Raw genomic sequence first — 22113 nt, forward strand, 5'->3', positions numbered from 1 at the left:
CTTTGCTTTATCAGAATAAAAAACAGAAATAAAGCGATAAAAAATTAGTAATCGTTTGCTATTTCGTGGCTAAAATTGACAGTTGGAAATGTTTTCTTACGTTTGTTTGATTTTTGTTCGATCAAACTGAGATCACAAAAAAAAGACCCTTTCGGGTTTTTAATGTGATCCATATCTCTATATACTCCGCTTCCGGCCAGAACCATAGAGTTCAGCCACCTTAGTTACAAGCTGTCACCATGGACATGTGAATGACCCACGGAGTTGGACCGGCATTACTTAGCTTGTTAATTAGGTGACTTGTATGTTTTACAAATGGACGGACAGTTCCACATTTTCTGAGCATTACTGCTTAGGACCTTCCTGTTTAGCTTTCTCCCCGAAGGCGATGTCCCCATTGGTATTGCAGGCAGTAACACCTTCATTTTTCGATTTCCCAACATATAGACAAAGCAACAGGACGAAATAATGCAGTTGTTAATTAGTTTGGCCGGTATTTTGATACTGGTATTGTGCGCGTACGCGCTATCTGAAAACCGTAAAGCAATCAACTGGCGAACGGTGGGTGGGGCGTTGTTATTACAGGCCTGCTTTGCCGCTTTGGTCTTGTATATCCCCGTTGGGCAAAAGATGCTGGGAGCAATGAGTAGTGGTGTTGCTAGCGTATTGGGTTTTGCCGATGAAGGAATAAAGTTCCTGTTTGGTGATCTAGCGACTTCCGGCTTTATTTTTGCAATTCGCGTCCTTCCTCTTGTTATCTTCATTAGTGCTCTTATCTCCCTTCTTTATTACCTTGGCGTGATGCAATGGATCATCAAAGTGATCGGTGGTGGTATTCAGCGTGCGTTGGGTACAAGCCGTGCTGAATCCTTGGTTGCGACCGGTAATATCTTTCTATCACAAGGTGAATCGCCACTGTTGGTGAAACCATTCCTACCACAGATGACACGTTCAGAGCTGTTCGCAGTGATGACAGGTGGTATGGCATCGGTTGCCGGTAGTGTACTCGGCGGTTACGCTGGCTTGGGTGTGGAACTGAAGTACCTAATCGCTGCAAGCTTTATGGCGGCACCAGGTAGTTTGATGATGGCGAAGTTGCTGGTCCCAGAACAGAGTGTCGCGGTCGAGCAAACTGATATTGAAATGGCAACAAGTGATCACAGCAATGCTATTGATGCCCTTGCCGCAGGTGCCATGAACGGTATGAAAGTGGCTGTAGCGATCGGTACCATGCTAATTGCTTTTGTCAGCGTGATTGCGATGGCTAACGCAGGTCTAGAAACTGTGGGTTCTTGGGTTGGCTTTGAGCACCTGACCCTGCAAGGTATGCTTGGCTACCTATTCTCACCGCTAGCGTTTGTTATTGGTGTGCCGGCTTCAGAAATGCTACAGGCTGGTGCATTCATTGGTCAGAAAATGATCCTGAATGAGTTTGTGGCCTTCCTTGATTTTGTCAGCATCAAAGAGACGCTATCTCAAAACAGCCAAGTCATCATTACGTTTGCATTGTGTGGATTTGCCAACATTGGTTCCATTGCAATCCAGATTGGCTCGATCGGTGTAATGGCACCTGAGCGTCGTGGTGATGTTGCTAGCCTCGGCATTAAGGCGGTAATGGCAGCGACACTGGCCAACTTGATGAGTGCTGCTTTAGCGGGTATTTTCATTAGTCTTTAATATCTCGCCATATTTCATACATACAAGGCCGCCCAAAAGGGCGGCTTTTTTGTATAGGTTGTTTATGTTGACTTCCAGAGGGTGTATCAAAACTGAGACCCGAAGATAAAAAAGTCTGTTATTGAATATTTTTAGCTTTTTCCCCAATGAAGGCTGAATACGACTAGCTACACTCATCATGTCGTTTAGGAGGTTAGCATGAAGAAGGTTTTTGATAAGTCATGTCACGTTGTAGTCTTTGGGGCTGTACTCGGCTTTCATTTTAGCGCACATGCCAGTGAGCTCGGCGCTCCCTTTCGAGCCGGAGAAGTGGTTGTTGCTGCCTTACCCGAGGAGTTAAGTGGAGAAACGTTAATTCGCCATTATCCTAACGCGGGGCTCTCGGTGATTCGGGCCGATAAGGGAAAAGAGTTAGATAAGATCAAACAGCAACAATCAAAAGGTAGAAAGGCAGGAAAAAACTTTGTTGCTGAACATTTTGTCCATTCGACCAATGATCCTTTGGCAAGTTATCAGTGGCATTTTGATAACGTTCAAGCGGACACTGCGTGGACAATAAGTGCAGGTGCCAACGTTATCGTTGCTGTGTTGGATACCGGTCTTGCGGAAAGTAATGACGATGGTATTGGGTGCACTGACGCACCGAGAGATATTGTCAATAATGATGGCCTCCCGTTAGACGGTAATGGGCATGGAACCCATGTGGCAGGCACGATTGCCCAACGTACCAATAATTCAATTGGCGTGTCAGGGTTAGCATATGAGAGTTGCATTATGCCGGTTAAAGTACTGAATGACTCTGGGTCGGGTAGCTTTGCCGATATTGCGGAAGGCATATATTGGGCTGTAAATAATGGCGCTAAGGTTATCAATATGAGCTTGGGCGTAAATGCAAGATATGGAATAACCAACGATAGCGTCATGGATCCTGCATTAGACTACGCAGCGACGAATGAGGTCGTTGTTGTTGCCGCTGCTGGCAATGATGGTTCCAGGAAAAATGTCAGCTACCCTGCAATTTATCCCTCAGTCATCGCTGTCGGGGCGACGGATTATAATAATGGGCTGGCCAGTTATTCCAACAGAGGTCAGGGACTCGATATTGTCGCACCTGGCGGAGACACGCGAGTCGATGCTAACAATGATGGTTATGCTGATGGTGTCCTGCAAGAAACAACCATTGATAATGTAACGGGTTATTATTTTTTCCAAGGTACTTCCATGGCGGCACCGCATGTGAGTGCGATTGCGGCGATGCTGTTCGCTAGTGGTAAAACCTATCAAGGCGTGATAGAGGCAATGCAGGCGTCTGCCTTGGACTTGGGGAGTCGAGGGTACGATAGTAGTTTCGGGCATGGATTAGTGCAGGCTTATTCTGCATTACAATGGGTACCGGGAAATGATGACGGTGTAAACCCCATTTGTACCGATATTGATGGGGATGGGTACTGCCTAGAGGTTGATGATTGTGATGATGAAAATGCACAAGTTAACCCTTCTCGAAATGAAAAAGGTCCAAGGCGAAATGATGGCTTAGATAACAACTGCAATGGTATTATCGATGGTTAATCTCTAGTAAAAACCTCGTTCATTTGAATGAGGTTTTCTCTTGATTGATAGCTAGTCATTACTCAAGTACTTCTGACGATAAGAAGAGGCTTTACTGAACAAGGTTACCATAATACCCACGAAGAAGAGCCCTAGCCCAAAAGTAACCTTCTCATTAGCAAGTAGTTGGTAACAGCAAAAAGCGAAAATAAGAAATGTTAACGTTATGTTGAGTTTGTGGATGTGCGGTTTGTTTTTAGACAAGTATGCGTAAGCTCTAATCATATTGTTCTCATTATTATAATAAAAATCCTTTTTAATAATCCTCATTATTGGTGGTGTTATTGTTTCAGGGTAGTTTGAAAATGCTAAATTGTGAATTGAATAACAATAAATGATTAAGCACTGGAACTATATTGGGCTATTTATTGATTTTTTAGTTGTTTATCATTTTGTTAGCATTCGGACATTAATGTGAATTAAGCAAGTTTCACTACGACTTTCGCATTTTCATCCGTATCTTTGAATTCTGTTTTCAAACGGTTTTTTTAGTGGTGGTAGCGCAGGTTACAGCATTTTCAACGGTTCAGATAATGACTGGAACGTAGGTGTGCAAACAGGTATTCAGTACTCGTTGAATGGTAAATACAGTATTGAACTTGGCTACCGTGTTATTGATACTTGGGATGACTGGAAAGAGCGCAATATGTATCAATTAGATTCATTTTACTTTGCTGTAGATATCAAGCTGTAAAGTACGGGTGTTGTAAAAAACGAAAAGCATGAGGCTGGTTAGCAGCCCATGTATTTTCTGCGGCCCCTACTTTATTTTTGGTGTGCAGCTTATTTTTTAGTTATTTTCGAGGGGACTTAGACCGTATTACTAATAGCCTAATATGGGACTTACTCATCCGTATGAGGTTGTGGTAGAACCAAATTCAGCAGGACAGTGACCAGAGTACCCGTAGTAATGCCAGAATGGAAAAAGGTGTTGAGCTCTGAGGGAAAATGCTGGAGCAAGCGGGGCTCGAAGATAACGGCCAGGCCGGATGCCAGTCCGATACAGACGATGAGCGCATTGCGTTTGTTGTCCTGCGTCTTGCTCAGCATCCTTATCCCGGTATAGGCAATCATCCCGAACATAACCAGGCCGACGCCGCCGATAACTGGCTTGGGAATTGTGACCGCCAAGGCGGCAAGTTTAGGGAGTAGGCCGGAGAGGAGCAGCAGTCCACCGGTCACTGCCACGACAAAGCGACTGGCCACGCCGGTGAGGCTCACAATGCCGACATTCTGGCTAAAAGAAGCAAGCGGCATCGCCGTTAAAAGTGCAGCCAGGCTACTACCCAGTCCGTCACCTAGCAGGCCGCGCTTGAGATCATTACCGGAGACATCGGTATGGCAGTTGTTGCCAAGTGCAATAAAATCGCCAGTGGCCTCAGCAATCACGACGATATACACCAGACTGATACTGACGATCGCACTCCATGAGAAGCTCAGACCGTACTTCAAGGGAGCGGGTTGGCCAAACCATGGGGCATCGGCGACAGGGTGCAGATCCACCAAGCCCAGTAACAAGGCGAGGAGGTAGCCGCCAGCAAGGCCCAAGAATATCGCGGCGGCTGCCAGATTACCTCGTCCGTAGACGCTGACGACCACCACAATAGCCAATGATACAGTGGCCAGCAATAGCGGCATCAAACTGGCAAACTCAGCATCGGTTTCTGCCACCCCGCCGATCCACTTGATGGCTACTGGCAATATGGTCAGACCGATCAGGGTGACAACTACGCCGCTAACCACTGGTGGGAAGAGTTGGCGTATCTTGTCCATGTAAAAACTCGATGCGATGACCACCAGTGAACCGACGAGTGAGGCTCCCATGATGCTGGCAATGCCCCCTTCCTTGCCAACGGCAATAGCGACGCCGAGAAAGGCAAAGCTGGAGCCCATGACGACCGGTAAGCGGATACCGACCGGACCGAACCCGAGGCACTGGACAATGGTTGCGATACCGGAAACCATCAGCGAGGCATTGATCAAGGCGACAATGTCCACAGTGGGAAGCCCGATGGTGGTGCCGACGATGAGCGGTACGGTGACGATCCCGCCGATAGAAGCCAGCAGGTGCTGTATGGCCAGCAGTAAGGCGAGGCCTGTTGGCGGTTGTTGGTTGAGCGTGTAGAGCAGCTTCATTGTGGCTGTTCTGCCGTAGGCGGTGGCGACGTCTGATAGCTGGCGACAACCTGGGCGGCAATGGAAATTGCAATCTCGGTGGGATGCTTGCCTTTGACTTCGCTTAAGCCGACAGGGCAGGTCATCCGCTGGATGGTATCTTGGCTAAAGCCTTGTTGGTCGAGCCGGTAGGTGAATCTTTTGCATTTGGTGGCTGAGCCGATCAGGCCGAAATAAGCAAAATCGCCCCGCTTCAGAATGGCCTGCGCCAATGTGAGATCGAGCTGGTGGCTATGGGTCATGACGAGGTAATAGCTCCCGTCGGGGATTTGCCGTACTTCACTGACCGGATCGTCACTGACGATTGGATTAACACCGGGAGGAAGCTGGGCCGGAAACATGTCGCTGCGCTGGTCAATCCAGCTGATATTGAAGGGCAGGGAAGCGATGATTTTCACCACGGCCTTTGCGACGTGGCCCGCCCCGAAGAGGGCAAGGTGGTATTTTGGTTGCACTATGGGTTCGAGGCAAAGTGTGGCAATCCCACCGCAGCATTGGCCGAGCCGTGCGCTGAGGTTGAAGCGCTCGGTTCTCAATTGGGTATCATCGGCAACAAGCATTTCCCGCGCTATCTGGATGGCTTGATATTCGAGATGCCCGCCACCGATGGAGGCAAAGATCTCATTATGGGTGACCAGCATTTTGGTGCCGGTATTGCGTGGGACCGAGCCTTGCTGCTCCAGGACGGTGACCATGATGCAGGGCTCGCCCTGTTCATCAAGACGGGCCAGTGCATGGATCCAGCTATCGTCATTCATATCAAGAGCCCGAAGATGAACAGCCAGGTGTTTTGCTACTGAGCGCTTTGATCGCCTGCAGCACCCGCTCCGGGGTGGCCGGTGTATCGAGCCTAGGGGCAATGCCGCTTTCCGAGGTCGAGGAAATGGCGTTTTTCAGTGCCCCCAGCACCGAAATCGCCAGCATGAACGGTGGCTCGCCGACAGCTTTGGAATGAAAGATGGTTTGCTCCGGGTTGCGGTTGTTTTCCAGCAGACTGACGCGAAAGTCTATGGGAATATCGGCAATCGTTGGCACCTTGTAATTGGACGGGCTGTCGGTGACCAGCCTTCCTTGTTTATCCCATATCAGCTCCTCGGTGGTCAGCCACCCCATCCCCTGCACAAAGCCGCCTTCGACCTGTCCTTGGTCGATAGCCGGGTTGATAGATGAACCAACATCGTGGCAAATATCGACCCGCAGGACCTTGTATTCGCCGGTCAGGGTGTCGATGATGACCTCGCTACAGGCCGCGCCGAAGACGTAATAGTAGAAGGGGCGGCCGCGGGCTTGTTCTTCGTCGTAATAAACATCGGGGGTACGGTAAAACCCGGTACTGGAGAGCGAGATCTGGTTGAAGTACGACAGTTGGACAAGCTCTTCAAACGATAGCGTTTTGTCGCCGATATCAACCGAACCGTTGCGAAATACAATTTCATCCTCATTGGTTTGGAAATGTTCGCTGGCGAAGGTGATCAGCCGTTGTTTGAGGATCCGGGCGGCATTTTGCGCCGCTTTGCCGTTCAGATCGGCCCCTGAAGAGGCGGCGGTCGCCGAGGTGTTAGGCACCTTGTCGGTTCGGGTGGCGCTGATTTGGATCCGCTCGATGCCGACTTGAAACTCCTCAGCGACCACCTGGGCAATTTTGGTATTTAGCCCCTGTCCCATTTCGGTGCCGCCGTGGTTGAGGTGGATACTACCATCGGTATAGAGATGGATCAGAGCACCGGCTTGGTTGAGAAAAGAGGCGGTAAAGGAGATACCGAATTTTATCGGGGTGATTGCCAGACCTTTTTTTAATATCGGACTGCGGCGATTGAATTCCCTGATAGCCTTGCGGCGTGCATGGTAGTTGCCGCTGGTCTCGACCTGTTCGGTAACGATTTTCAGCAGGTTGTGTTGAACCGTCTGGTAGTAGTGGGTGGTATTGCGCCCGGCATCGTCATCGTAGAAATTGACTTTGCGTACTTCTAGCGGATCTTTGCCGAGATAACTGGCTATCTCGTCCATGACAGTCTCGATGGTCACCATGGCCTGAGGTGCGCCGAAGCCGCGGCAGGCGGTATTGGAGGCAATATTGGTCTTGCAGCAGTACCCGTTGATGCTGACATCACCGAGGTAGTAGGCATTATCGGAATGGAACATGGCCCGATCCATGATAGCCGCCGAGAGATCCGGCGAGTAGCCACAGCTGCTGGCCAAAGTGATCTCGATACCTTGAACAGTACCGTTATCGTCAAAGCCAACGGTATAGCGGTTATAGAAGGGGTGGCGCTTGCCTGTCATGATCATATCATCATGGCGGTAAAGGCAGATCTTGGCTGGCCGCCCGGTGAGGTGGGCGACTACTGCTGTCATGCAAGCCGGACCGGCAGCCTGGGTCTCCTTGCCGCCGAAGCCACCGCCGATGCGGCGGGTATCGACCACCACATTACACATCTGGGTTCCGAGTACCTTGGCGACCAACCGCTGGACATCGGTCGGGTTTTGAGTGGAGGCGTAAACTATCATGCCGCCATCTTCGGTGGGGACGGCACTGCTGGCCTGTGGCTCCAGATAAAAATGCTCCTGACCACCGATATTGATCTCTCCATGGATGACATGGGGGGCGTTGGCGAGCGCGTGCTTGGCGTTTCCCCGCTTTTGCCAGCGCTTATCGTTGACAAGCTGGTTTTTCGCCAGCGCCTCCTTGATGTCGAGCGTGGCCGGTAAAGGGTCATAGTCGATGTTTGCCGCCTGAGCGGCCCGGTAGGCGGTGTCCGGATCATCGGCGGCCACGATCAGTACGGGCTGGCCGGCATACTCCACCTTGCCGTCGGCGAGCAGGAGATCGCCGGGGAAAATTGTGCCGATATCAAGCTCGCCGGGAATCTCCTTGCTGGTTACCACCAGTGCGACACCGTCGACATCATAGCAGGGGCCGGTGTCCAGTCGGGTGATCTTGGCATGGGCATGGGGGCTCAGCCGGACATAGAGGTGAAGTTGGTTCCGCAAAGTGAGGCGGTCATCGACGAAGACGGCTTCACCGGTAACATGCTTTCTGGCACTTTCATGCGGCAGGCTGCGGTCGACACCCGACGACTGCTGTGGCTCTGTCTTCGCGGCATGATCACCAGAATCGGGAGACGGGGGATTGAGATTAGCCATAAGTGGTCACCCTCGTTTCGATTTGTCCGTTTTGTTGTTCGATGAAATAACGGTAGAGCAGGTTGGCGGCTATCTGACTGCGATAGACGTTGCTGGCACGGCTATCAGACAACGGGGTGAAATCCGATTCAAGGGAGGCCATCGCGCCGTCGATGGTGGTGCTGTCCCAGCGCTTGCCGAGCAGGTGCTGCTCGCAGTGAGTTGCCCGTCTGGGGACGTTGGCCATACCGCCGTAGGCGATCCGCGCAGAGGCGACGATGCCATGGTCAATCCCGATGTTGAAGCCGGCACAGACGGTCGAAATATCATCGTTGAGGCGTTTGGACACCTTATAGCAGCGGAATAATTCACGGCCATCCGGTTTGGGGATACTGATGGTTTCGACAAATTCACCGGGGCGCAGTGCGGTTTTGCGGTAGCCCAGAAATGCCTTTTCAATCGCCAGTTCGCGGGTGGTATCGCCTTTGCGCAGGGTGAGTGTGGCACCGAGGACAATTAGTGGCGGCAGGGTATCGCCGATCGGTGAGGCTGTGGCGATATTACCGCCCATGGTGGCATGGTTGCGTATCTGCTGCGAGGCGAAGCGGCCGAGCAGGTCGCCGAAGTCCGGGTAGGTGCGGGCGAGGTGTTCACGGCAATCGCTGAGCGGGACGTTGGCCCCGATCACCAGCCGATCATCGGTCTCGACGATAGTTTTCATATCTGACACGTGGCTGATATCGATGAGGCTCTCGACCCGGTTGTGTTGCTGGGTTACCTCCATAGCCACATCGGTGCTGCCGGCGATAAGCCGAGCGTGCGGGTTGATCAGTAGTTGCTTGGCCAGTTCATCGCTCGTTGCGGGGATATCGCAGTTGAGGTTGCCAAGAGCCAAAGCGCCCGGCTCATGACGCAGGCCCTTGAGTTTGCTGATTGTTGATTGCCTTTGTTCGCCGAACGGATCCCGGATTGGATAGCGACCTCCCAGTGACAGCGCGGCATCAAGGATAGGGCGGTATCCGGTGCATCGGCAAAGGTTACCGGAGAGCGTCTCGGTTGCCTCCCGGCGGCTAGGCTGCGGGTTGTGCTTGGTAAGGGCAAACAGCGACATGATGATCCCAGGGGTGCAGAAACCACATTGCGAGCCGTGGTGATCAACCAGCGCCTGTTGGACAGGATGGAGTGAACCGTCCTGCTCCTGCAGCGCTTCGACGGTAATTAACTGCTTACCATGAAGGGCCGAGACAAAAACTGTGCAGGCATTGATTGCACGATAGGATAGTTGGTCATCGTTGGTTAATTCTGCCAATACGACAGTGCAGGTTCCGCAGTTGCCTGAGCCGCAGCCCTCTTTTGTGCCGGTTTTGTTGACGACAGTGCGTAGGTAATTGAGCACCGTCATATTCGGCGAGAGTCGCTCTTCCTGACGCAGTTCCTGATTGAGTAAGAATTTTATCAAGGCAACTCCCTAATTTGGCTCGGGTGAAAAGGAGGTTGATGTAAGTATGGCAGGGGGGGGGAAAATGGGTAAAGATCTTATGGCGGGAAGGAGCTAGCGCAGCCAACTCAGGTGAACTCGCCTGAGTTGCTGTATAGGATCATGGCGAGTTTTGCCACATGTGAAAGGAGATTTATTTATCAAATTGCTTGATAAGTACCGAGGTATCGGCCCGGTTGAATCCCCGTTGTTGCAGTTCAGCATATTTTTGGTCGACTTGCTTGGCGAGTGGCAGCTCAACACCAAGTTTTTCTGCGGCTTCAAAGCAGATACCCAGATCTTTGCGCATCCAGTCAATGGCAAAGCCGAAGTCGAATTTATCTTCTGCCATGGTTTGCGCGCGATTTTCCAACTGCCAAGATCCTGCCGCACCGTGCTTGAGCACTTCGGTCATTTGCTCGATATCAAGCCCTGCAGATTTCGCTAATGTAATCGCTTCTGACAACCCTTGCAGAATACCGGCAATACAAAGCTGGTTAGCCATTTTGGTAACTTGGCCGTAGCCGACCCCACCCATCAAGGTGGTGGCTTTGGCAAAGCAGTCTATAACCGGCTTGGCTTGTTCAAAGACCTTGCTATCGCCGCCAACCATGACGGTAAGGCAGCCATTCACTGCACCAGCTTCGCCACCGGAAACCGGCGCATCAAGGAAGCTGAGTTGGCAATCGGTGGCTTGTTCTGCAATTTCTTTGGCGACCTCTGCTGAGGCGGTAGTGTTATCAATAAGTATTGCACCTGGCTTTGCCGATGCGAGGATACCATCTTCACCACAATATACTTGGCGCAAATCATCATCATTACCGACGCAGGTAAATATAAAGTCAGCCCCTTCCGCCGCAGCGGCTGGCGTTGTGGCGTAGCTGCCGGCATAAGTTTCTACCCACTTCTCTGCTTTTTCGGTGGTACGGTTGTATACGGTTACATGATGACCAGCATTAGCAAGGTGACCTGCCATCGGGAAGCCCATGGTGCCCAGTCCGATAAATGCAATTGTATATGATGTCATGATTTGCTTCCCTTAGCATAAGCGCTACAGTGTAACGGTGAAGGTGATAATGATTATGTGGTTTTTCAGTATCTTGGAAATAGGCTAGAAATACCATGGATTTGCTTCGATATATAGCACATATGGACTTGTCAAAAAATAACTAAAAAAATGTGGGCAAACGCATTCTTTTCTTGTGAATCACTGGCACAGCCCCTATGATGCAGAAAGTTATTCTGTAATGGCTATTTTATGCTGGCTTCTGTGTTAAGAGTTTTGATGCTGATAGTGTGTTTGGGATTTGTATGGCCTAGCCATGCAGGTTCAATCATGTCTGTATCAAATGCTACCGCAGAACAGCAGCATAGTGTTTATAGCGGTGTTGACAATGACGTTGATCGTTATATGCCGATGGCGTTTTCACAACCGTTAGCACAATCCACCTCTTTTGATCGCTTTATTGCCACCGGAAGCCAGAACTTACCTTTTGACGCTTCTCAAACAGATCTGAATGCACTGTTTAAGTTGGATCAGACCGACTTAGTTGATGCAATAGACGTTCACCGCAATTCCCAATCGAATAACAATCAACACTCCAACCATGACCGCAGTCTTGACCTTGCTATTGTAACCTCTAGCCGTTTTGCAAGCTTGCTGCGCCATGATCCAGAAGAGGTTGAACCTGCTTATCAATTGGCGATTGAGTTGCCTATCGACCCTGTCCCGAGCTTTGCCAAAGGCTTCCGGGTCGACATGCAGCCAGCGCTAGATTGGACACTGAACACCTCCCCCCCTTCAGGCCGTATTTCCGGCTGGAAAGAATCTAACCTGATATACACCGTTTACCACCACCGCCTCCCGTTGGCCTAGCCTGACATCGTTTTATTCCTTGCCCGTTAAAAGGTCAGGATATGTAAACCTTGCTTGTTATTGCTTCGCTTAGGGTATCGCTGCTTTGAGCACTGCGACTTAGTTTTTTAGCTCATGGCTTTGAAGCGATTAACTCGTGAGGGCGGTATTGATACTGCTTTTCAAATTGATTGAAAAGCAGTGAGTTGTGCTCTCGTAACGGGGGCAACAAAACAGTGGTAAAAATATGAGAAAAAAAGCCCCTCAGCGGTTATTGAACCATTACCCCGCTTGGAAATATGTCGTTCTTATCGTCACCTTGGTGGTGATGACGCTAAGCGCAATCCCAACGTGGTATGGTGAAGATGCTGCCGTACAAGTTTCAGCCAAAGGCGTGCCTGTTCCCGATGTTGTGCAACTACAGAACACGTTGAAGCAGCATGATATTGCGATTAAGCGTATTGACCAGCAGCCTGATAGTACGTTGGTTGTGCTTGCCGATGAGTCCCAGCAAACACTGGCCCGCACAGTGTTGGCGGAAAAAATGGGACCTAAAAGTGATTCGCAATTAACGTTAGCGATGACACCGGCCGCGCCAGCATGGTTGCAGGGGATGGGATTTGCACCCATCAAGCTAGGTTTGGACCTTCGCGGCGGTGTGCAATTCTTGTTAGATGTGGACATGAACCAGGTGTATCAAGCACAGGGTGATTTACTTCAAGATGAATTGCGTCAGGAGTTTCGCACGCAAGGTATTCGAAATACCCGGATTGAATCTGTGGCTTCTGATACTTTGGTTGTCCGCCTGCCTAATAGCGAAGCCAATGGTAAAGTTCGCCAGTTCATTCGCCAAAACTATCCTCAGTGGCAAGTGACCAATGACTCAGGCCATGGTGTGAAACTGGCGCTAAAAGGCGATGAGCAAGCGCAGCTTCGAAACCTGACCGTTCAGCAAAACCTGCAAACCATGCGCAGCCGAATTGAAGAGCTGGGTATCACCGAAGCCTTGGTGCAGCGCCAAGGTGAAAACCGCATCCGTATCGAATTACCAGGTGTTCAAGACCCTGCGGCAGCCAAAAGTGTTATCGGTGCAACAGCCAGCTTGGCTTTTTATCCGGTTCGTGAGCTGGGCAGTGGCAGCACAATGATCATCAATGATGAGCATGGGCAGCCTGTGCGCGTAGCACGTAAGCCTATTTTGAGTGGTGATCATATCGTCGATGCCCGTGCCAGCTTTGGCGAGATGGGCATGGCTGAAGTGAACATCAACCTTGATAGTGCTGGTGGCAAGATTATGTCTGACTTCTCACGCCAGAACATCGGTAAGCCAATGGCTACAGCTTTTAGCGAATACAGCCGTGACAGCGACGGTAATGCGGTTCAAGAGAACAAGATCATCAGTGTGGCAACGATTCAAAGCCAACTGGGTAACCGCTTCAGAATCACCGGCGCTGGCTCAATGCAAGATGCTCAAGAGTTGGCGTTGTTACTGCGCGCAGGTTCTCTAACAGCACCAGTAACAATTGTTGAAGAGCGCACGATTGGCCCAACACTGGGTGCAGAAAATATTGAAAACGGTTTTGCCGCATTGGCATTGGGTCTGGGCCTGACATTGATCTTTATGGCTTTGTGGTACCGACGTCTTGGCTGGGTAGCAAATGTCGCACTGGTCTTCAATATGGTGATGCTGTTTGGCCTGCTTGCTATGATCCCAGGGGCGGTACTGACGCTGCCGGGTATTGCCGGCTTGGTGTTGACTGTCGGTATGGCCGTAGATACTAACGTACTTATTTTCGAACGTATTCGCGACAAGCTAAGAGAAGGCCGCAGTTTATCTCAAGCAATCGACCGGGGCTTTAGTAGTGCCTTTAGTACGATTTTCGATGCTAACTTCACCACCATGATCACTGCGGTTGTTCTCTACGCGATTGGTAATGGCCCTATTCAGGGATTCGCCCTGACATTGGGGCTGGGACTGATGACCAGTATGTTTACCGGTATTTTTGCTTCCCGCGCCATTATCAATTTGGTGTGGGGCCGTGATGCTCGACGTGAGGTGCGAATTTAATATGTTTATCACTATGAAAAATGCAACAAAATGGCGTCACGTTACGAGTGTCATTTCTATTATTTTACTGATTTGCTCTATAGCGGCTATTGCGGTCAAAGGCTTGAACTGGGGATTAGACTTTACGGGTGGTATTGTCACTGAAGTTCAAACCAACAGTGCGTTAACTAGCCATGAAATCGATCAACTGTTGGACGATCAACTGGGTCAGGATGCCAGCGTGATTGCGGCCGGTGAGCCGGGGCGCTGGGTATTACGTTATGCGATTCCAGATCAAGGTGAAGCGCCGGATATTGCTGCTGCATTGCAGACTATTGATTCACAAGTACAGGTGCTAAATACCAGTATTGTAGGCCCACAAGTGGGGCAGGAATTGGCAGAGCAGGGCGGTTTGGCACTGTTGGTTGCTGTGCTGTGTATTCTCGGTTACCTGAGTTACCGATTTGAATGGCGCTTGGCGTCGGGGTCGGTCTTCGCATTGGCGCATGACGTGATCTTTGTTCTGGGTTTCTTTGCACTGACTCAGATGGAATTCAATTTGACGGTGCTGGCGGCTGTGATGGCTATTTTGGGTTACTCGCTGAATGACTCAATCATCATTGCAGACCGTATTCGTGAGTTGTTGATTTCGAAACCAAATAAAGCGATTGAAGATATCAACAATGAAGCGATAGCGGCGACGATTTCCCGTACTATGATCACATCCGGTACGACGTTGCTGACCGTTGGCTCTCTATGGCTATTAGGTGGTGGTCCACTAGAAGGATTTGCCATTGCGATGTTTATCGGTATTTTGACCGGCACCTGGTCTTCCGTATCGGTGGGTACGGCCTTGCCGGAGTTATTTAAGCTGAATTCTTCACACTATAAGTTGCAGCCGGTATCACAAGAGCCATAGGGTGGTAGCTGTATGAATAGTTAAAAGGGCCTTCGGGCCCTTTTTTGTTGTCTTTTTTTCATGGCTACCCATTTAGCGGCCAACTGTGATAACGTCAAATGAATGGAGACTAGCGCCGAAAATGAAAGGAAAGAGACGTAACATGGGAAAGAAATCATTAGAGACCAAGATCGTTACTGCAGGACGTTCTGCTAAGTGGACACAGTCGTTGGTTAACCCGCCTGTTAGCCGAGCTTCGACCATAGTGTTCGAGTCGGTGAAAGAGATGAAGCAGGCAACGGCTAACCGCAAGAACAAGGCCCTGTTCTATGGCCGCCGTGGTACCAATACTCACTTTGCTTTTCAAGATGCCATGGTTGAGCTAGAAGGCGGTGTAGGCTGCGCCGTGTACCCTTGCGGGACGGCAGCGATTACCAGCGCTATTTTGTCGTTCGTCAAAGCGGGAGATCATATTTTGATGGTCGACGGTGTTTACGAACCGACCCGTGATTTCTGTGACAAAATCCTCGATAAGATGGGCGTAGAAACCACATATTATGATCCTATGATTGGTGAAGGGATCCGTGACCTGATCAAGCCGAATACAACAGTGCTATTCCTTGAGTCGCCATGTTCTATCACCATGGAAGTTCAAGATGTTCCTACCTTGTCCCGCATTGCCCATGAACACGATTTGGTCGTGATGCTGGATAATACCTGGGCATCACCGATTAACTTCCAGCCTTTTGAGCATGGTGTTGATATCTCGATTCAGGCTGCAACCAAATATATTGTGGGCCACTCTGATGTCATGCTGGGGACTGCCGTCGCCAATGAGCGCTGTTGGGAGCAGTTGCAAGAAAACAGCTACCTGCTTGGTCAATGTACCTCGGCGGATGATATCTATCTTGCCATGCGAGGGCTTCGTACCTTAGGCGTACGTTTGAAACAGCATGAGCAAAACAGCCTTAAGGTCGCGCAGTGGCTGGCAGAGCGCGAAGAAGTTGATCACGTTCGCCATCCGGCTTTTGAAAGCTGCGAGGGTCACGAATTTTATAAGCGTGACTTTAAAGGCTGCAACGGCCTGTTCTCTGTTGTGTTGAATCGCGGTAATACCGAGGCGCTGACGGCATTGCTTGATGGTATGGAGCACTTCAGCATGGGGTATTCTTGGGGCGGCTTTGAAAGCTTGATCCTCGCCAACGAGAACATCAACTCGCTCCGCACGGTTGCCAAGAAAGATTTTGCAGGCCCGTTATTGCGATTGCACATTGGCTTGGAATCGGCAGACGATCTCATCGCTGATCTGGAGCGCGGTTTCGAGCGTTTGAATGCGGTATTGAACAAGTAACCAGCACGGAACCTGTTGCAATGAAAAGGCCAGCAATGCTGGCCTTTGTTATATTACTGAGGATGTTAAGGAGGAGGTCCGTTCTATCGGTTGCCCTACTTGTCGTCAGGGATCACCTGACCGCTCTCATCAATCGCTTGTACGTTGAAGTGATACTCGACGCACTTCTCATAATCACCTTGGAACAGGGCGTTAAAGGTATATTGGTAAGGAACAAGTTTACACATGAAGCTCTTATTGCCCGGGGTATTGGCGTTGTAGCCCCAGTCTTTGTCCCACGTGATCATGAGCGCACCGGCACCATCGGTATTGAATGGTTTCATATTGGCACAGCCCAGTTTCTCGCCTGAAATATCCAAGCTAAGCGCTTTAGCAATCAACTGGTAGTAGTCGATACGATTTTGCGCCCGGAAGTCTTCTGCGCCCTTGTTACATTCAAATGCACCATTGATGATTTGTATGGTCGCTCCGAATCCAAGTTCGATACCTGCGGCTTTGTCTGCTGCATTTGGCTGCCAAGTACCGTCAATGACATGCAACATGCTAGGTTTGGGTGGCTGCGGGTAGACGTAGAAAAATATTGCAGAAGCGAGGTTTAACCAAGTATCAGCAACCAGTGCAGGATTCTCCAGCAGTACTTGCTTGTCACCGAACATGGCTTCGGAAAACGGGCCGTAGTTGTAGTTCCAGCTTAGCTGTTTAGCCCCACGACCAAAGTAGCTCTTGCTGGGCGCACAGGGCCAGCGTTCACCCTGCCAGCCCGAACATTTACTGTATGTCATGTCATGAACGTTTTCGTCCTTGTACATTTCACGTAAGTAATAGAGGCCTTGACGCCAGCGAGGCACTCCCTTGCTGGTTTCCCAATTTGGCGCATTAGCGCCCGTTTCCTGTACAAAATGAGCAAACATGGTCGCCAGCGAACGGCGACAGATGTCATCAGAGTTTCGGCCGTCGGTATAGGTACGGCAAAATGCAGGGAACTTGGCGATAGACTGCAAGAAGCGGGTATAGGTGTACTGCTCATTTCGCAGCGGGAAAAGGAATTCCCAGGTGGCTTCATCCACGACCATCTCTGCACGCTGAACATTTTCAGGGTTGCTTGACTTCATTGGCGCAACCGCATCAACAATGACGTTGTCACGGGTCTCGATGTCTGAGCGTACCCAGTTGAACAGCTCGGTATTTGTCTGGCTGGTTTCATAGGCTGTCAGTTCGGATCGTGGCATTAGGTAACCCCCGTTACCATCCGGAATGATGGTAAATTCTCCCGGAGCAGGGTCTGGGTCAGGATTGGGGCCTGGATCGGGGTCGGGATCAGGGTTGCTTCCTGTTGGGCAATCGGTGACATCCCAAAACCAACTACTGGCAGACGGTGACTCCCATTTGCCAGGAGTGTTTTTGGCGGTATAACAGGTATTGCCATAGATAACGATATCACCGTCTTTGACCGTAGTCTGCCCGGGGACCCAAGGGATTGCGGTGGTTGGGTCCGGATCTGGATTCGGGCCAGGATCGGGGTCTGGGCTCGGACCCGGATCGGGGTCAGTTATGCCACTGCAGGCCACACCGTTCCAAAACCAGCTACTTGGTCCTGGTGTCTCCCATGTTCCCGGACTGTTTTGGGCTTGATAGCATTGAGACTGGTAAATCACAACGTCACCGTTGTTCACTGTTGTTTTCCCTGCTATCCATTCAATGTTGCTGGCACTTGCTTGGCTGCTGTACATGGCGCCAAGCGCCAAACCAACCACAATGCTAAGCTCTCTCATCGTTAGTGAAATTTGCATGGTAATAGTCCTTATTGAGCTAATGTCCATTTATTATTCGTACCTAAGGACGTTCACCCAGTCTATTTTGCGATGGTTACGAGTTTATTCACGGATAGAGGTGCACTAGGAGTAATCGCTTGCGTCAGAATGCCGTGCAGGGTCGCAGTTCTGATGACGGCATTGGCTGGTTGATGTCTGAGTTTTTTTATTATCTTTCTTGAGCATCACGGTACGCAGCTTTTAGCTACTATTTAGTAAACGCTCTACTAAAGGGGAAGTTATGAAAAATACAGGGTATTGGGCCGCTATTGTCATGCTCCCAATGACAATGTTGGGCTGTTCAAGCTCCGATCTGGAAAACTATCAGCTTTTTCCTGATGATTATGTTTACGATGTGCCTTACGACAGTATTTACCATTACGGTTATAACCAAGGGTGTGACAGTGCGTTGGGTATTACAGGTAACTATGGCAATGTCGTTGGTAAGGACGAGACGCTGGATGGCAGTGACACTAAATTCAATCAAGGCTGGGATGATGGCAATAAAGCCTGCCAAGGTGGTAGACGGGTGCTGATGCAGACATCTTTTATTAATCCATATCAGAGCTTTAGATACGGTTACGAGTGAGAGAAAAGTGGTTTGTCAAAGCCGTAAAAAAAACAGACCATGAAGGTCTGTTTTTGGTTAAGCGACTATCACTTTGTGTTTAAGATTGACCTAGCCAGGTATCGTTCTTAATCGTTTGTCACAAAATGCTACGGCTTATTTAGTTTGGTCGTGTCAGTGATTGTACTTGACCGTCTCGAAACGAAACAGGCACAGCAGCATGAACTTCTGGCAGCAATAAAAATGCATCATCGTCTGATTCATTATTCATTTCTACCACAACTTGTAGGTATCTGTTCAACGCACGCTGAAGAGCCGGAGTTGAAATCTTGTTACCTTGCTTGCCGAACTGACTGTATTGACCTTTACTGGAGTAGACCCAAACATTAAACGGGTCATCTTCTTTTTCTAGTTGCTCGATAAAATCGGCGATATTTCTCATAAAAGTCCTTTTCCCTAATCAATAACTATGTATTGATTTCCCCATTATGGAACTAAGTTGCTATTTTTCAATTTTAATTGCATGACCTATCTGGGTTTATGTGATGCTGATAACAGAAAATTGAAACTCGAATGCGTATTTGAAAATAAAATTCACTGTTACTAGCACTTTTCCCTAGATAATTGATTTGTTAATCAGTAAGCGTTTACAGGTTAATTCCCTAGGAGAATATAATCAAGGGGGAACGCATTCACAAACTAACACTTTAGAGGTATGCGGATCGAACTGCATTAGTGTTCAATATGTTGTGGTGAATATCATTGTTGTAACTAATTTTTACGATGGAAAATTAATCAGCACATAAGAGGTGGCAATGGAAAAAAGTGTATGTGCATGGGCAATGAAGCAGCCCATTGAGCGCGAATATCACGACAGAGAGTGGGGGAGAGTGAATAAATCTGATACATATTTATTCGAATTTCTGGTTCTGGAAGGGGCGCAGGCTGGGTTGAGTTGGTACACCGTTTTAAAACGCCGGGAAGCATATCGGGCCGCTTTTGACAATTATAATCTCGAAAAGTTAGCTTCTTATGAGGATAGTCACATAGAGGCGATTATTGGCAATTATGATGTCATAAAACACCGAGGAAAAATAAGCTCGGTATTCAATAACGCTCGCTCTGCTCTGCAGTTGATTAATGAGTATGGCAGTTTAGAAAACGCCTTGTGGCAATTTGTCGAACACCAACCGGTAAATAATCACTGGAAGACAATGTCCGATATTCCAGCTAGCACTCAAACCTCAAAGGAAATGAGTCTCTTTCTCAAAAGAAAGGGATTTAAATTTGTCGGTGAGACGATTTGCTATGCTTTCATGCAAGCCGTTGGCATGGTCAATGACCATTTAGTGACTTGCTACTGCCATCAAGAAATAATAGAAGGGAATGCCCTGTAACATTGTATTGATAGCTGCTACCTATTGTTGCAATAGATGAGAGTAACTGGTTTGTCTGGCTGATGAAGCGTATTATATGCCATTCATTTTTCCCTCGTATGTTAAGTGGCGAGGGTGTTTTAAACTAGTCATAAGTTGGGATAATGGCAGATAACCCGGTAAAAGTAATCCATAGAGCAACCTGGATTGGCTCAATTGCTAACGTCAGCTTGGCGGTATTAAAGATCACGGTAGGCAAAATTACTGGCAGCCAAGCATTGGTTGCCGATGGTGTCCACAGTTTTTCGGATCTGATCACCGACACCGCTATCTTGATTGGTTCACGTTACTGGACAGCCCCAGCTGATAAAAGCCACCCTTATGGCCATGGCCGTTTCGAAACCTTTACCAATATATTTATCGGCATTTTGCTGCTTATCGTCGGTATCGGAATTGGTTGGGATTCATTATCATCATTGGGGCATGAGTCATCCGCTGTTCCTGGAATGCTGGCTTTCTGGGCCGCACTCGCATCGATTGTGGTGAAAGAGGTGCTGTACCAATGGACCGTTATCCAAGCGAAGAAAATTAACAGTCGCTCTCTTCATGCTAATGCTTGGCACCATCGTAGCGATGCGTTGAGTTCTTTGCCCGTTGCGGTTGCAGTCGTGGCGAATTATGCCTTCCCTGATTTGCATTATCTCGATCAAGTTGCAGCATTGATCGTAACAGCGATGATCTTTAAAGCGGCGTTCGAAATTTTGTGGCCTGCCATTATGGAATTGACCGATGCACAGGTCGATGAAGATATCGAGATTAAAATTCAAGGCTATGCCAGTGAAGTGTCTCAAATCAAAGAAGTGCATGCTATTCGAAGCCGTCGTACGGGCAGTACTATTTTATTAGACTTCCATATGCTGGTGGATCCTGACATGCGGGTTGAAGATGCTCACACCATCAGCGAAAAATTTAAGTCACATATCTTGGCCCAGATTGACGAACTGGTAGATGTCGTGATCCATATAGAACCTTATACTTGTGCTGAGCGGGTGATAAACCCATGTTGTGAGGATAAAAGCTGCGATTAATTAGTATCGCGGAGCGTGACAAAAAAGTTCAAATTCTCACTATTGAGAGGGTGTAACAGTAACGCGCTTAGCTATCTTCTAAAAAGTGACCCACAACCATTGACCTAGCAACAATGATGTTGCTAGGTCAGGTCATAAAGGAGAAGCGCCATGCCGTTAATCAGAATCAAGTCATTGCCTTTTGCTCAAGAAGTGAATATTCCTATCACCTTGAATGTGCTTTCAAAAGCGGTTTCAGGAACGAGTGATATCGAGTTAAAACATGTCATGGCGACATGGGATTACCTTTCTCCCCATCATTATGCCCACAACGGTAAAGTGGTTGATTGCCAGCCAGAGACAACACACCCTTTGTTGGTTCATCTCATCGCACCAAACTTCAATACTGAAGAGCAGATTGCCAATATGTTGGAAGTCATTGCCGATACTCTGGCTGACGTCTTGCCGATTGCGAAGGAAAACATCTTTATTAATTTCTCCCCAGCCTACAGCGACGGGATTTATGATGCGGGGCACGTAGTCGAGTGGGATGATTAAGCTGAGCACGGTACTGCGTTAACACCATGTCATTCTCCATGACTTATATATGAAACTCGAATACGATTGGCATTTTCTCTAGGCTATAAGTTTCAGATGTTCAAGTTTATAGCGTCTATGCCATCCTATGATGGCATTGTTTATTGCGATTGTGTGTGAAGTTATTGCCACTTCAATGCTGCCGAAAACTCAACAGTTTCCCCCGATCATGCCGACCCTGATTATATCTTCCAGTGACTTTTTATAATGATCAAGCGCACAAAATAGTAAAAAACCGGCTTGTTTGAAGCGGGCTTTTTTTAAACCCAAAACGCGTAAGTATGTGTTGAGCGATAGGTCGGGAAAGTCGTAACCCGTATCAGTATGCACGATTAAACTCTCAGCACCACGTGGAGGCTGCATAGCCATGCCACAAGAAGCCATTTCTATCTTGCTCGCCAGTATAGCGAGAACATTGTGCCAAGCTTGTTGTAAATGTAGCGAGTTTGTTATTGTGTGCATGTGGTAATCAAACATGGAATG

The 22113-nt window shown here is 48.9% G+C and carries 18 protein-coding genes and 2 pseudogenes; 12 read left to right on the forward strand and 8 right to left on the reverse strand.

The window, feature by feature from the left end; all coding sequences use genetic code 11:
- Positions 1–468 precede the first annotated feature (468 nt).
- The 3 genes from C9I99_RS01190 (at position 469) to C9I99_RS27100 (ending at position 3979) form a co-directional block, all read left to right on the forward strand.
- Complete coding sequence (locus tag C9I99_RS01190; protein ID WP_107347016.1) at positions 469–1677, forward strand: NupC/NupG family nucleoside CNT transporter; 1209 nt, start codon at positions 469–471, stop codon at positions 1675–1677.
- Between the two features lie 198 nt (positions 1678–1875).
- Entirely contained in the window at positions 1876–3246 is a 1371-nt protein-coding gene (locus tag C9I99_RS01195; protein WP_107347017.1) for a S8 family serine peptidase, read from the forward strand.
- Positions 3247–3835: 589 nt separating this feature from the next.
- Positions 3836–3979 (forward strand): hypothetical protein, encoded by a 144-nt coding sequence (locus C9I99_RS27100; protein WP_166645342.1) that lies wholly within the window; start codon positions 3836–3838, stop codon positions 3977–3979.
- 167 nt (positions 3980–4146) lie between these two features.
- On the opposite strand, the pseudogene C9I99_RS01205 reads toward C9I99_RS27100, so the two are convergent.
- From C9I99_RS01205 to C9I99_RS01225, 5 genes and pseudogenes are all read right to left on the reverse strand, one after another.
- Positions 4147–5421: pseudogene (locus C9I99_RS01205) on the reverse strand (nucleobase:cation symporter-2 family protein); the annotation flags it as partial.
- Entirely contained in the window at positions 5418–6218 is an 801-nt protein-coding gene (gene xdhC, locus C9I99_RS01210; RefSeq protein WP_107347020.1) for a xanthine dehydrogenase accessory protein XdhC, read from the reverse strand. The gene xdhC and the pseudogene C9I99_RS01205, both read right to left, overlap by 4 nt.
- A 1-nt stretch (position 6219) precedes the next feature.
- Positions 6220–8604, reverse strand: coding sequence for a xanthine dehydrogenase molybdopterin binding subunit (gene xdhB, locus C9I99_RS01215; RefSeq protein WP_107347021.1), 2385 nt, complete (start codon positions 8602–8604; stop codon positions 6220–6222).
- On the reverse strand, positions 8597–10042 hold the full coding sequence (gene xdhA / locus C9I99_RS01220; RefSeq protein ID WP_107347022.1) for a xanthine dehydrogenase small subunit: 1446 nt from the start codon (positions 10040–10042) through the stop codon (positions 8597–8599). The genes xdhB and xdhA overlap by 8 nt, the downstream gene beginning before the upstream one ends.
- 172 nt (positions 10043–10214) lie before the next feature.
- Positions 10215–11087 (reverse strand): NAD(P)-dependent oxidoreductase, encoded by an 873-nt coding sequence (locus C9I99_RS01225; protein WP_107347023.1) that lies wholly within the window; start codon positions 11085–11087, stop codon positions 10215–10217.
- A 309-nt stretch (positions 11088–11396) separates the two neighbouring features.
- Between C9I99_RS01225 and C9I99_RS01230 the strand changes: the two genes are divergently transcribed.
- From C9I99_RS01230 to C9I99_RS01245, 4 genes are all read left to right on the forward strand, one after another.
- On the forward strand, positions 11397–11936 hold the full coding sequence (locus tag C9I99_RS01230; RefSeq protein ID WP_133638198.1) for a hypothetical protein: 540 nt from the start codon (positions 11397–11399) through the stop codon (positions 11934–11936).
- Positions 11937–12162: 226 nt separating this feature from the next.
- Positions 12163–13983 carry a protein translocase subunit SecD gene (secD, locus tag C9I99_RS01235; RefSeq protein ID WP_107347025.1) on the forward strand — a complete coding sequence of 607 codons (1821 nt, stop codon included), beginning with the start codon at positions 12163–12165 and terminating at the stop codon, positions 13981–13983.
- A gap of 1 nt (position 13984) precedes the next feature.
- Positions 13985–14881, forward strand: a complete 897-nt coding sequence (secF, locus tag C9I99_RS01240) for a protein translocase subunit SecF (RefSeq protein WP_107347026.1) — start codon at positions 13985–13987, stop codon at positions 14879–14881.
- A gap of 142 nt (positions 14882–15023) precedes the next feature.
- Positions 15024–16211 carry a cystathionine beta-lyase gene (locus C9I99_RS01245; protein ID WP_107347027.1) on the forward strand — a complete coding sequence of 396 codons (1188 nt, stop codon included), beginning with the start codon at positions 15024–15026 and terminating at the stop codon, positions 16209–16211.
- A gap of 95 nt (positions 16212–16306) precedes the next feature.
- On the opposite strand, the gene C9I99_RS01250 is transcribed toward C9I99_RS01245, so the two are convergent.
- Positions 16307–18001 (reverse strand): glycoside hydrolase family 19 protein, encoded by a 1695-nt coding sequence (locus tag C9I99_RS01250; RefSeq protein ID WP_243734272.1) that lies wholly within the window; start codon positions 17999–18001, stop codon positions 16307–16309.
- Positions 18002–18263: 262 nt separating this feature from the next.
- On the opposite strand from C9I99_RS01250, the gene C9I99_RS01255 reads away from it, so the two are divergent.
- Positions 18264–18611, forward strand: coding sequence for a hypothetical protein (locus C9I99_RS01255; RefSeq protein WP_107347028.1), 348 nt, complete (start codon positions 18264–18266; stop codon positions 18609–18611).
- Between the two features lie 139 nt (positions 18612–18750).
- On the opposite strand, the gene C9I99_RS01260 is transcribed toward C9I99_RS01255, so the two are convergent.
- On the reverse strand, positions 18751–19032 hold the full coding sequence (locus C9I99_RS01260; protein ID WP_107347029.1) for a hypothetical protein: 282 nt from the start codon (positions 19030–19032) through the stop codon (positions 18751–18753).
- Positions 19033–19405: 373 nt separating this feature from the next.
- On the opposite strand from C9I99_RS01260, the gene C9I99_RS01265 reads away from it, so the two are divergent.
- The 4 genes and pseudogenes from C9I99_RS01265 to C9I99_RS27375 form a co-directional block, all read left to right on the forward strand.
- The gene (locus tag C9I99_RS01265; protein ID WP_107347030.1) at positions 19406–19987 is read left to right on the forward strand and encodes a DNA-3-methyladenine glycosylase I; all 582 of its coding nucleotides are present in this window, start codon (positions 19406–19408) and stop codon (positions 19985–19987) included.
- Positions 19988–20130: 143 nt separating this feature from the next.
- On the forward strand, positions 20131–21054 hold the full coding sequence (locus tag C9I99_RS01270; RefSeq protein WP_107347031.1) for a cation diffusion facilitator family transporter: 924 nt from the start codon (positions 20131–20133) through the stop codon (positions 21052–21054).
- Positions 21055–21204: 150 nt separating this feature from the next.
- Positions 21205–21591, forward strand: a complete 387-nt coding sequence (locus C9I99_RS01275; RefSeq protein ID WP_107347032.1) for a hypothetical protein — start codon at positions 21205–21207, stop codon at positions 21589–21591.
- 96 nt (positions 21592–21687) lie between these two features.
- A pseudogene (locus tag C9I99_RS27375) lies at positions 21688–21817 on the forward strand (QacE family quaternary ammonium compound efflux SMR transporter); the annotation flags it as partial.
- Here C9I99_RS27375 and C9I99_RS01280 read toward each other — a convergent pair.
- Positions 21781–22107, reverse strand: a complete 327-nt coding sequence (locus tag C9I99_RS01280; RefSeq protein ID WP_107347033.1) for a hypothetical protein — start codon at positions 22105–22107, stop codon at positions 21781–21783. The pseudogene C9I99_RS27375 and the gene C9I99_RS01280 overlap by 37 nt on opposite strands.
- Positions 22108–22113 lie beyond the last annotated feature (6 nt).

Origin of the sequence: Photobacterium lutimaris (assembly GCF_003025555.1) — a bacterium.
Taxonomy (GTDB): domain Bacteria; phylum Pseudomonadota; class Gammaproteobacteria; order Enterobacterales; family Vibrionaceae; genus Photobacterium; species Photobacterium lutimaris.

Excerpts from the sequence above, each read along its gene's own strand:
- C9I99_RS01190 (WP_107347016.1), top strand. The coding sequence starts at position 469 with ATGCAGTTGTTAATTAGTTTGGCCGGTATTTTGATACTGGTATTGTGC.
- C9I99_RS01195 (WP_107347017.1), top strand. The coding sequence starts at position 1,876 with ATGAAGAAGGTTTTTGATAAGTCATGTCACGTTGTAGTCTTTGGGGCT.
- xdhC (WP_107347020.1), bottom strand. The coding sequence starts at position 6,218 with ATGAATGACGATAGCTGGATCCATGCACTGGCCCGTCTTGATGAACAG.
- xdhB (WP_107347021.1), bottom strand. The coding sequence starts at position 8,604 with ATGGCTAATCTCAATCCCCCGTCTCCCGATTCTGGTGATCATGCCGCG.
- C9I99_RS01225 (WP_107347023.1), bottom strand. The coding sequence starts at position 11,087 with ATGACATCATATACAATTGCATTTATCGGACTGGGCACCATGGGCTTC.
- C9I99_RS01230 (WP_133638198.1), top strand. The coding sequence starts at position 11,397 with ATGTCTGTATCAAATGCTACCGCAGAACAGCAGCATAGTGTTTATAGC.
- secD (WP_107347025.1), top strand. The coding sequence starts at position 12,163 with ATGAGAAAAAAAGCCCCTCAGCGGTTATTGAACCATTACCCCGCTTGG.
- secF (WP_107347026.1), top strand. The coding sequence starts at position 13,985 with ATGTTTATCACTATGAAAAATGCAACAAAATGGCGTCACGTTACGAGT.
- C9I99_RS01245 (WP_107347027.1), top strand. The coding sequence starts at position 15,024 with ATGGGAAAGAAATCATTAGAGACCAAGATCGTTACTGCAGGACGTTCT.
- C9I99_RS01250 (WP_243734272.1), bottom strand. The coding sequence starts at position 18,001 with ATGCAAATTTCACTAACGATGAGAGAGCTTAGCATTGTGGTTGGTTTG.
- C9I99_RS01255 (WP_107347028.1), top strand. The coding sequence starts at position 18,264 with ATGAAAAATACAGGGTATTGGGCCGCTATTGTCATGCTCCCAATGACA.
- C9I99_RS01260 (WP_107347029.1), bottom strand. The coding sequence starts at position 19,032 with ATGAGAAATATCGCCGATTTTATCGAGCAACTAGAAAAAGAAGATGAC.
- C9I99_RS01265 (WP_107347030.1), top strand. The coding sequence starts at position 19,406 with ATGGAAAAAAGTGTATGTGCATGGGCAATGAAGCAGCCCATTGAGCGC.
- C9I99_RS01270 (WP_107347031.1), top strand. The coding sequence starts at position 20,131 with ATGGCAGATAACCCGGTAAAAGTAATCCATAGAGCAACCTGGATTGGC.
- C9I99_RS01275 (WP_107347032.1), top strand. The coding sequence starts at position 21,205 with ATGCCGTTAATCAGAATCAAGTCATTGCCTTTTGCTCAAGAAGTGAAT.
- C9I99_RS01280 (WP_107347033.1), bottom strand. The coding sequence starts at position 22,107 with ATGTTTGATTACCACATGCACACAATAACAAACTCGCTACATTTACAA.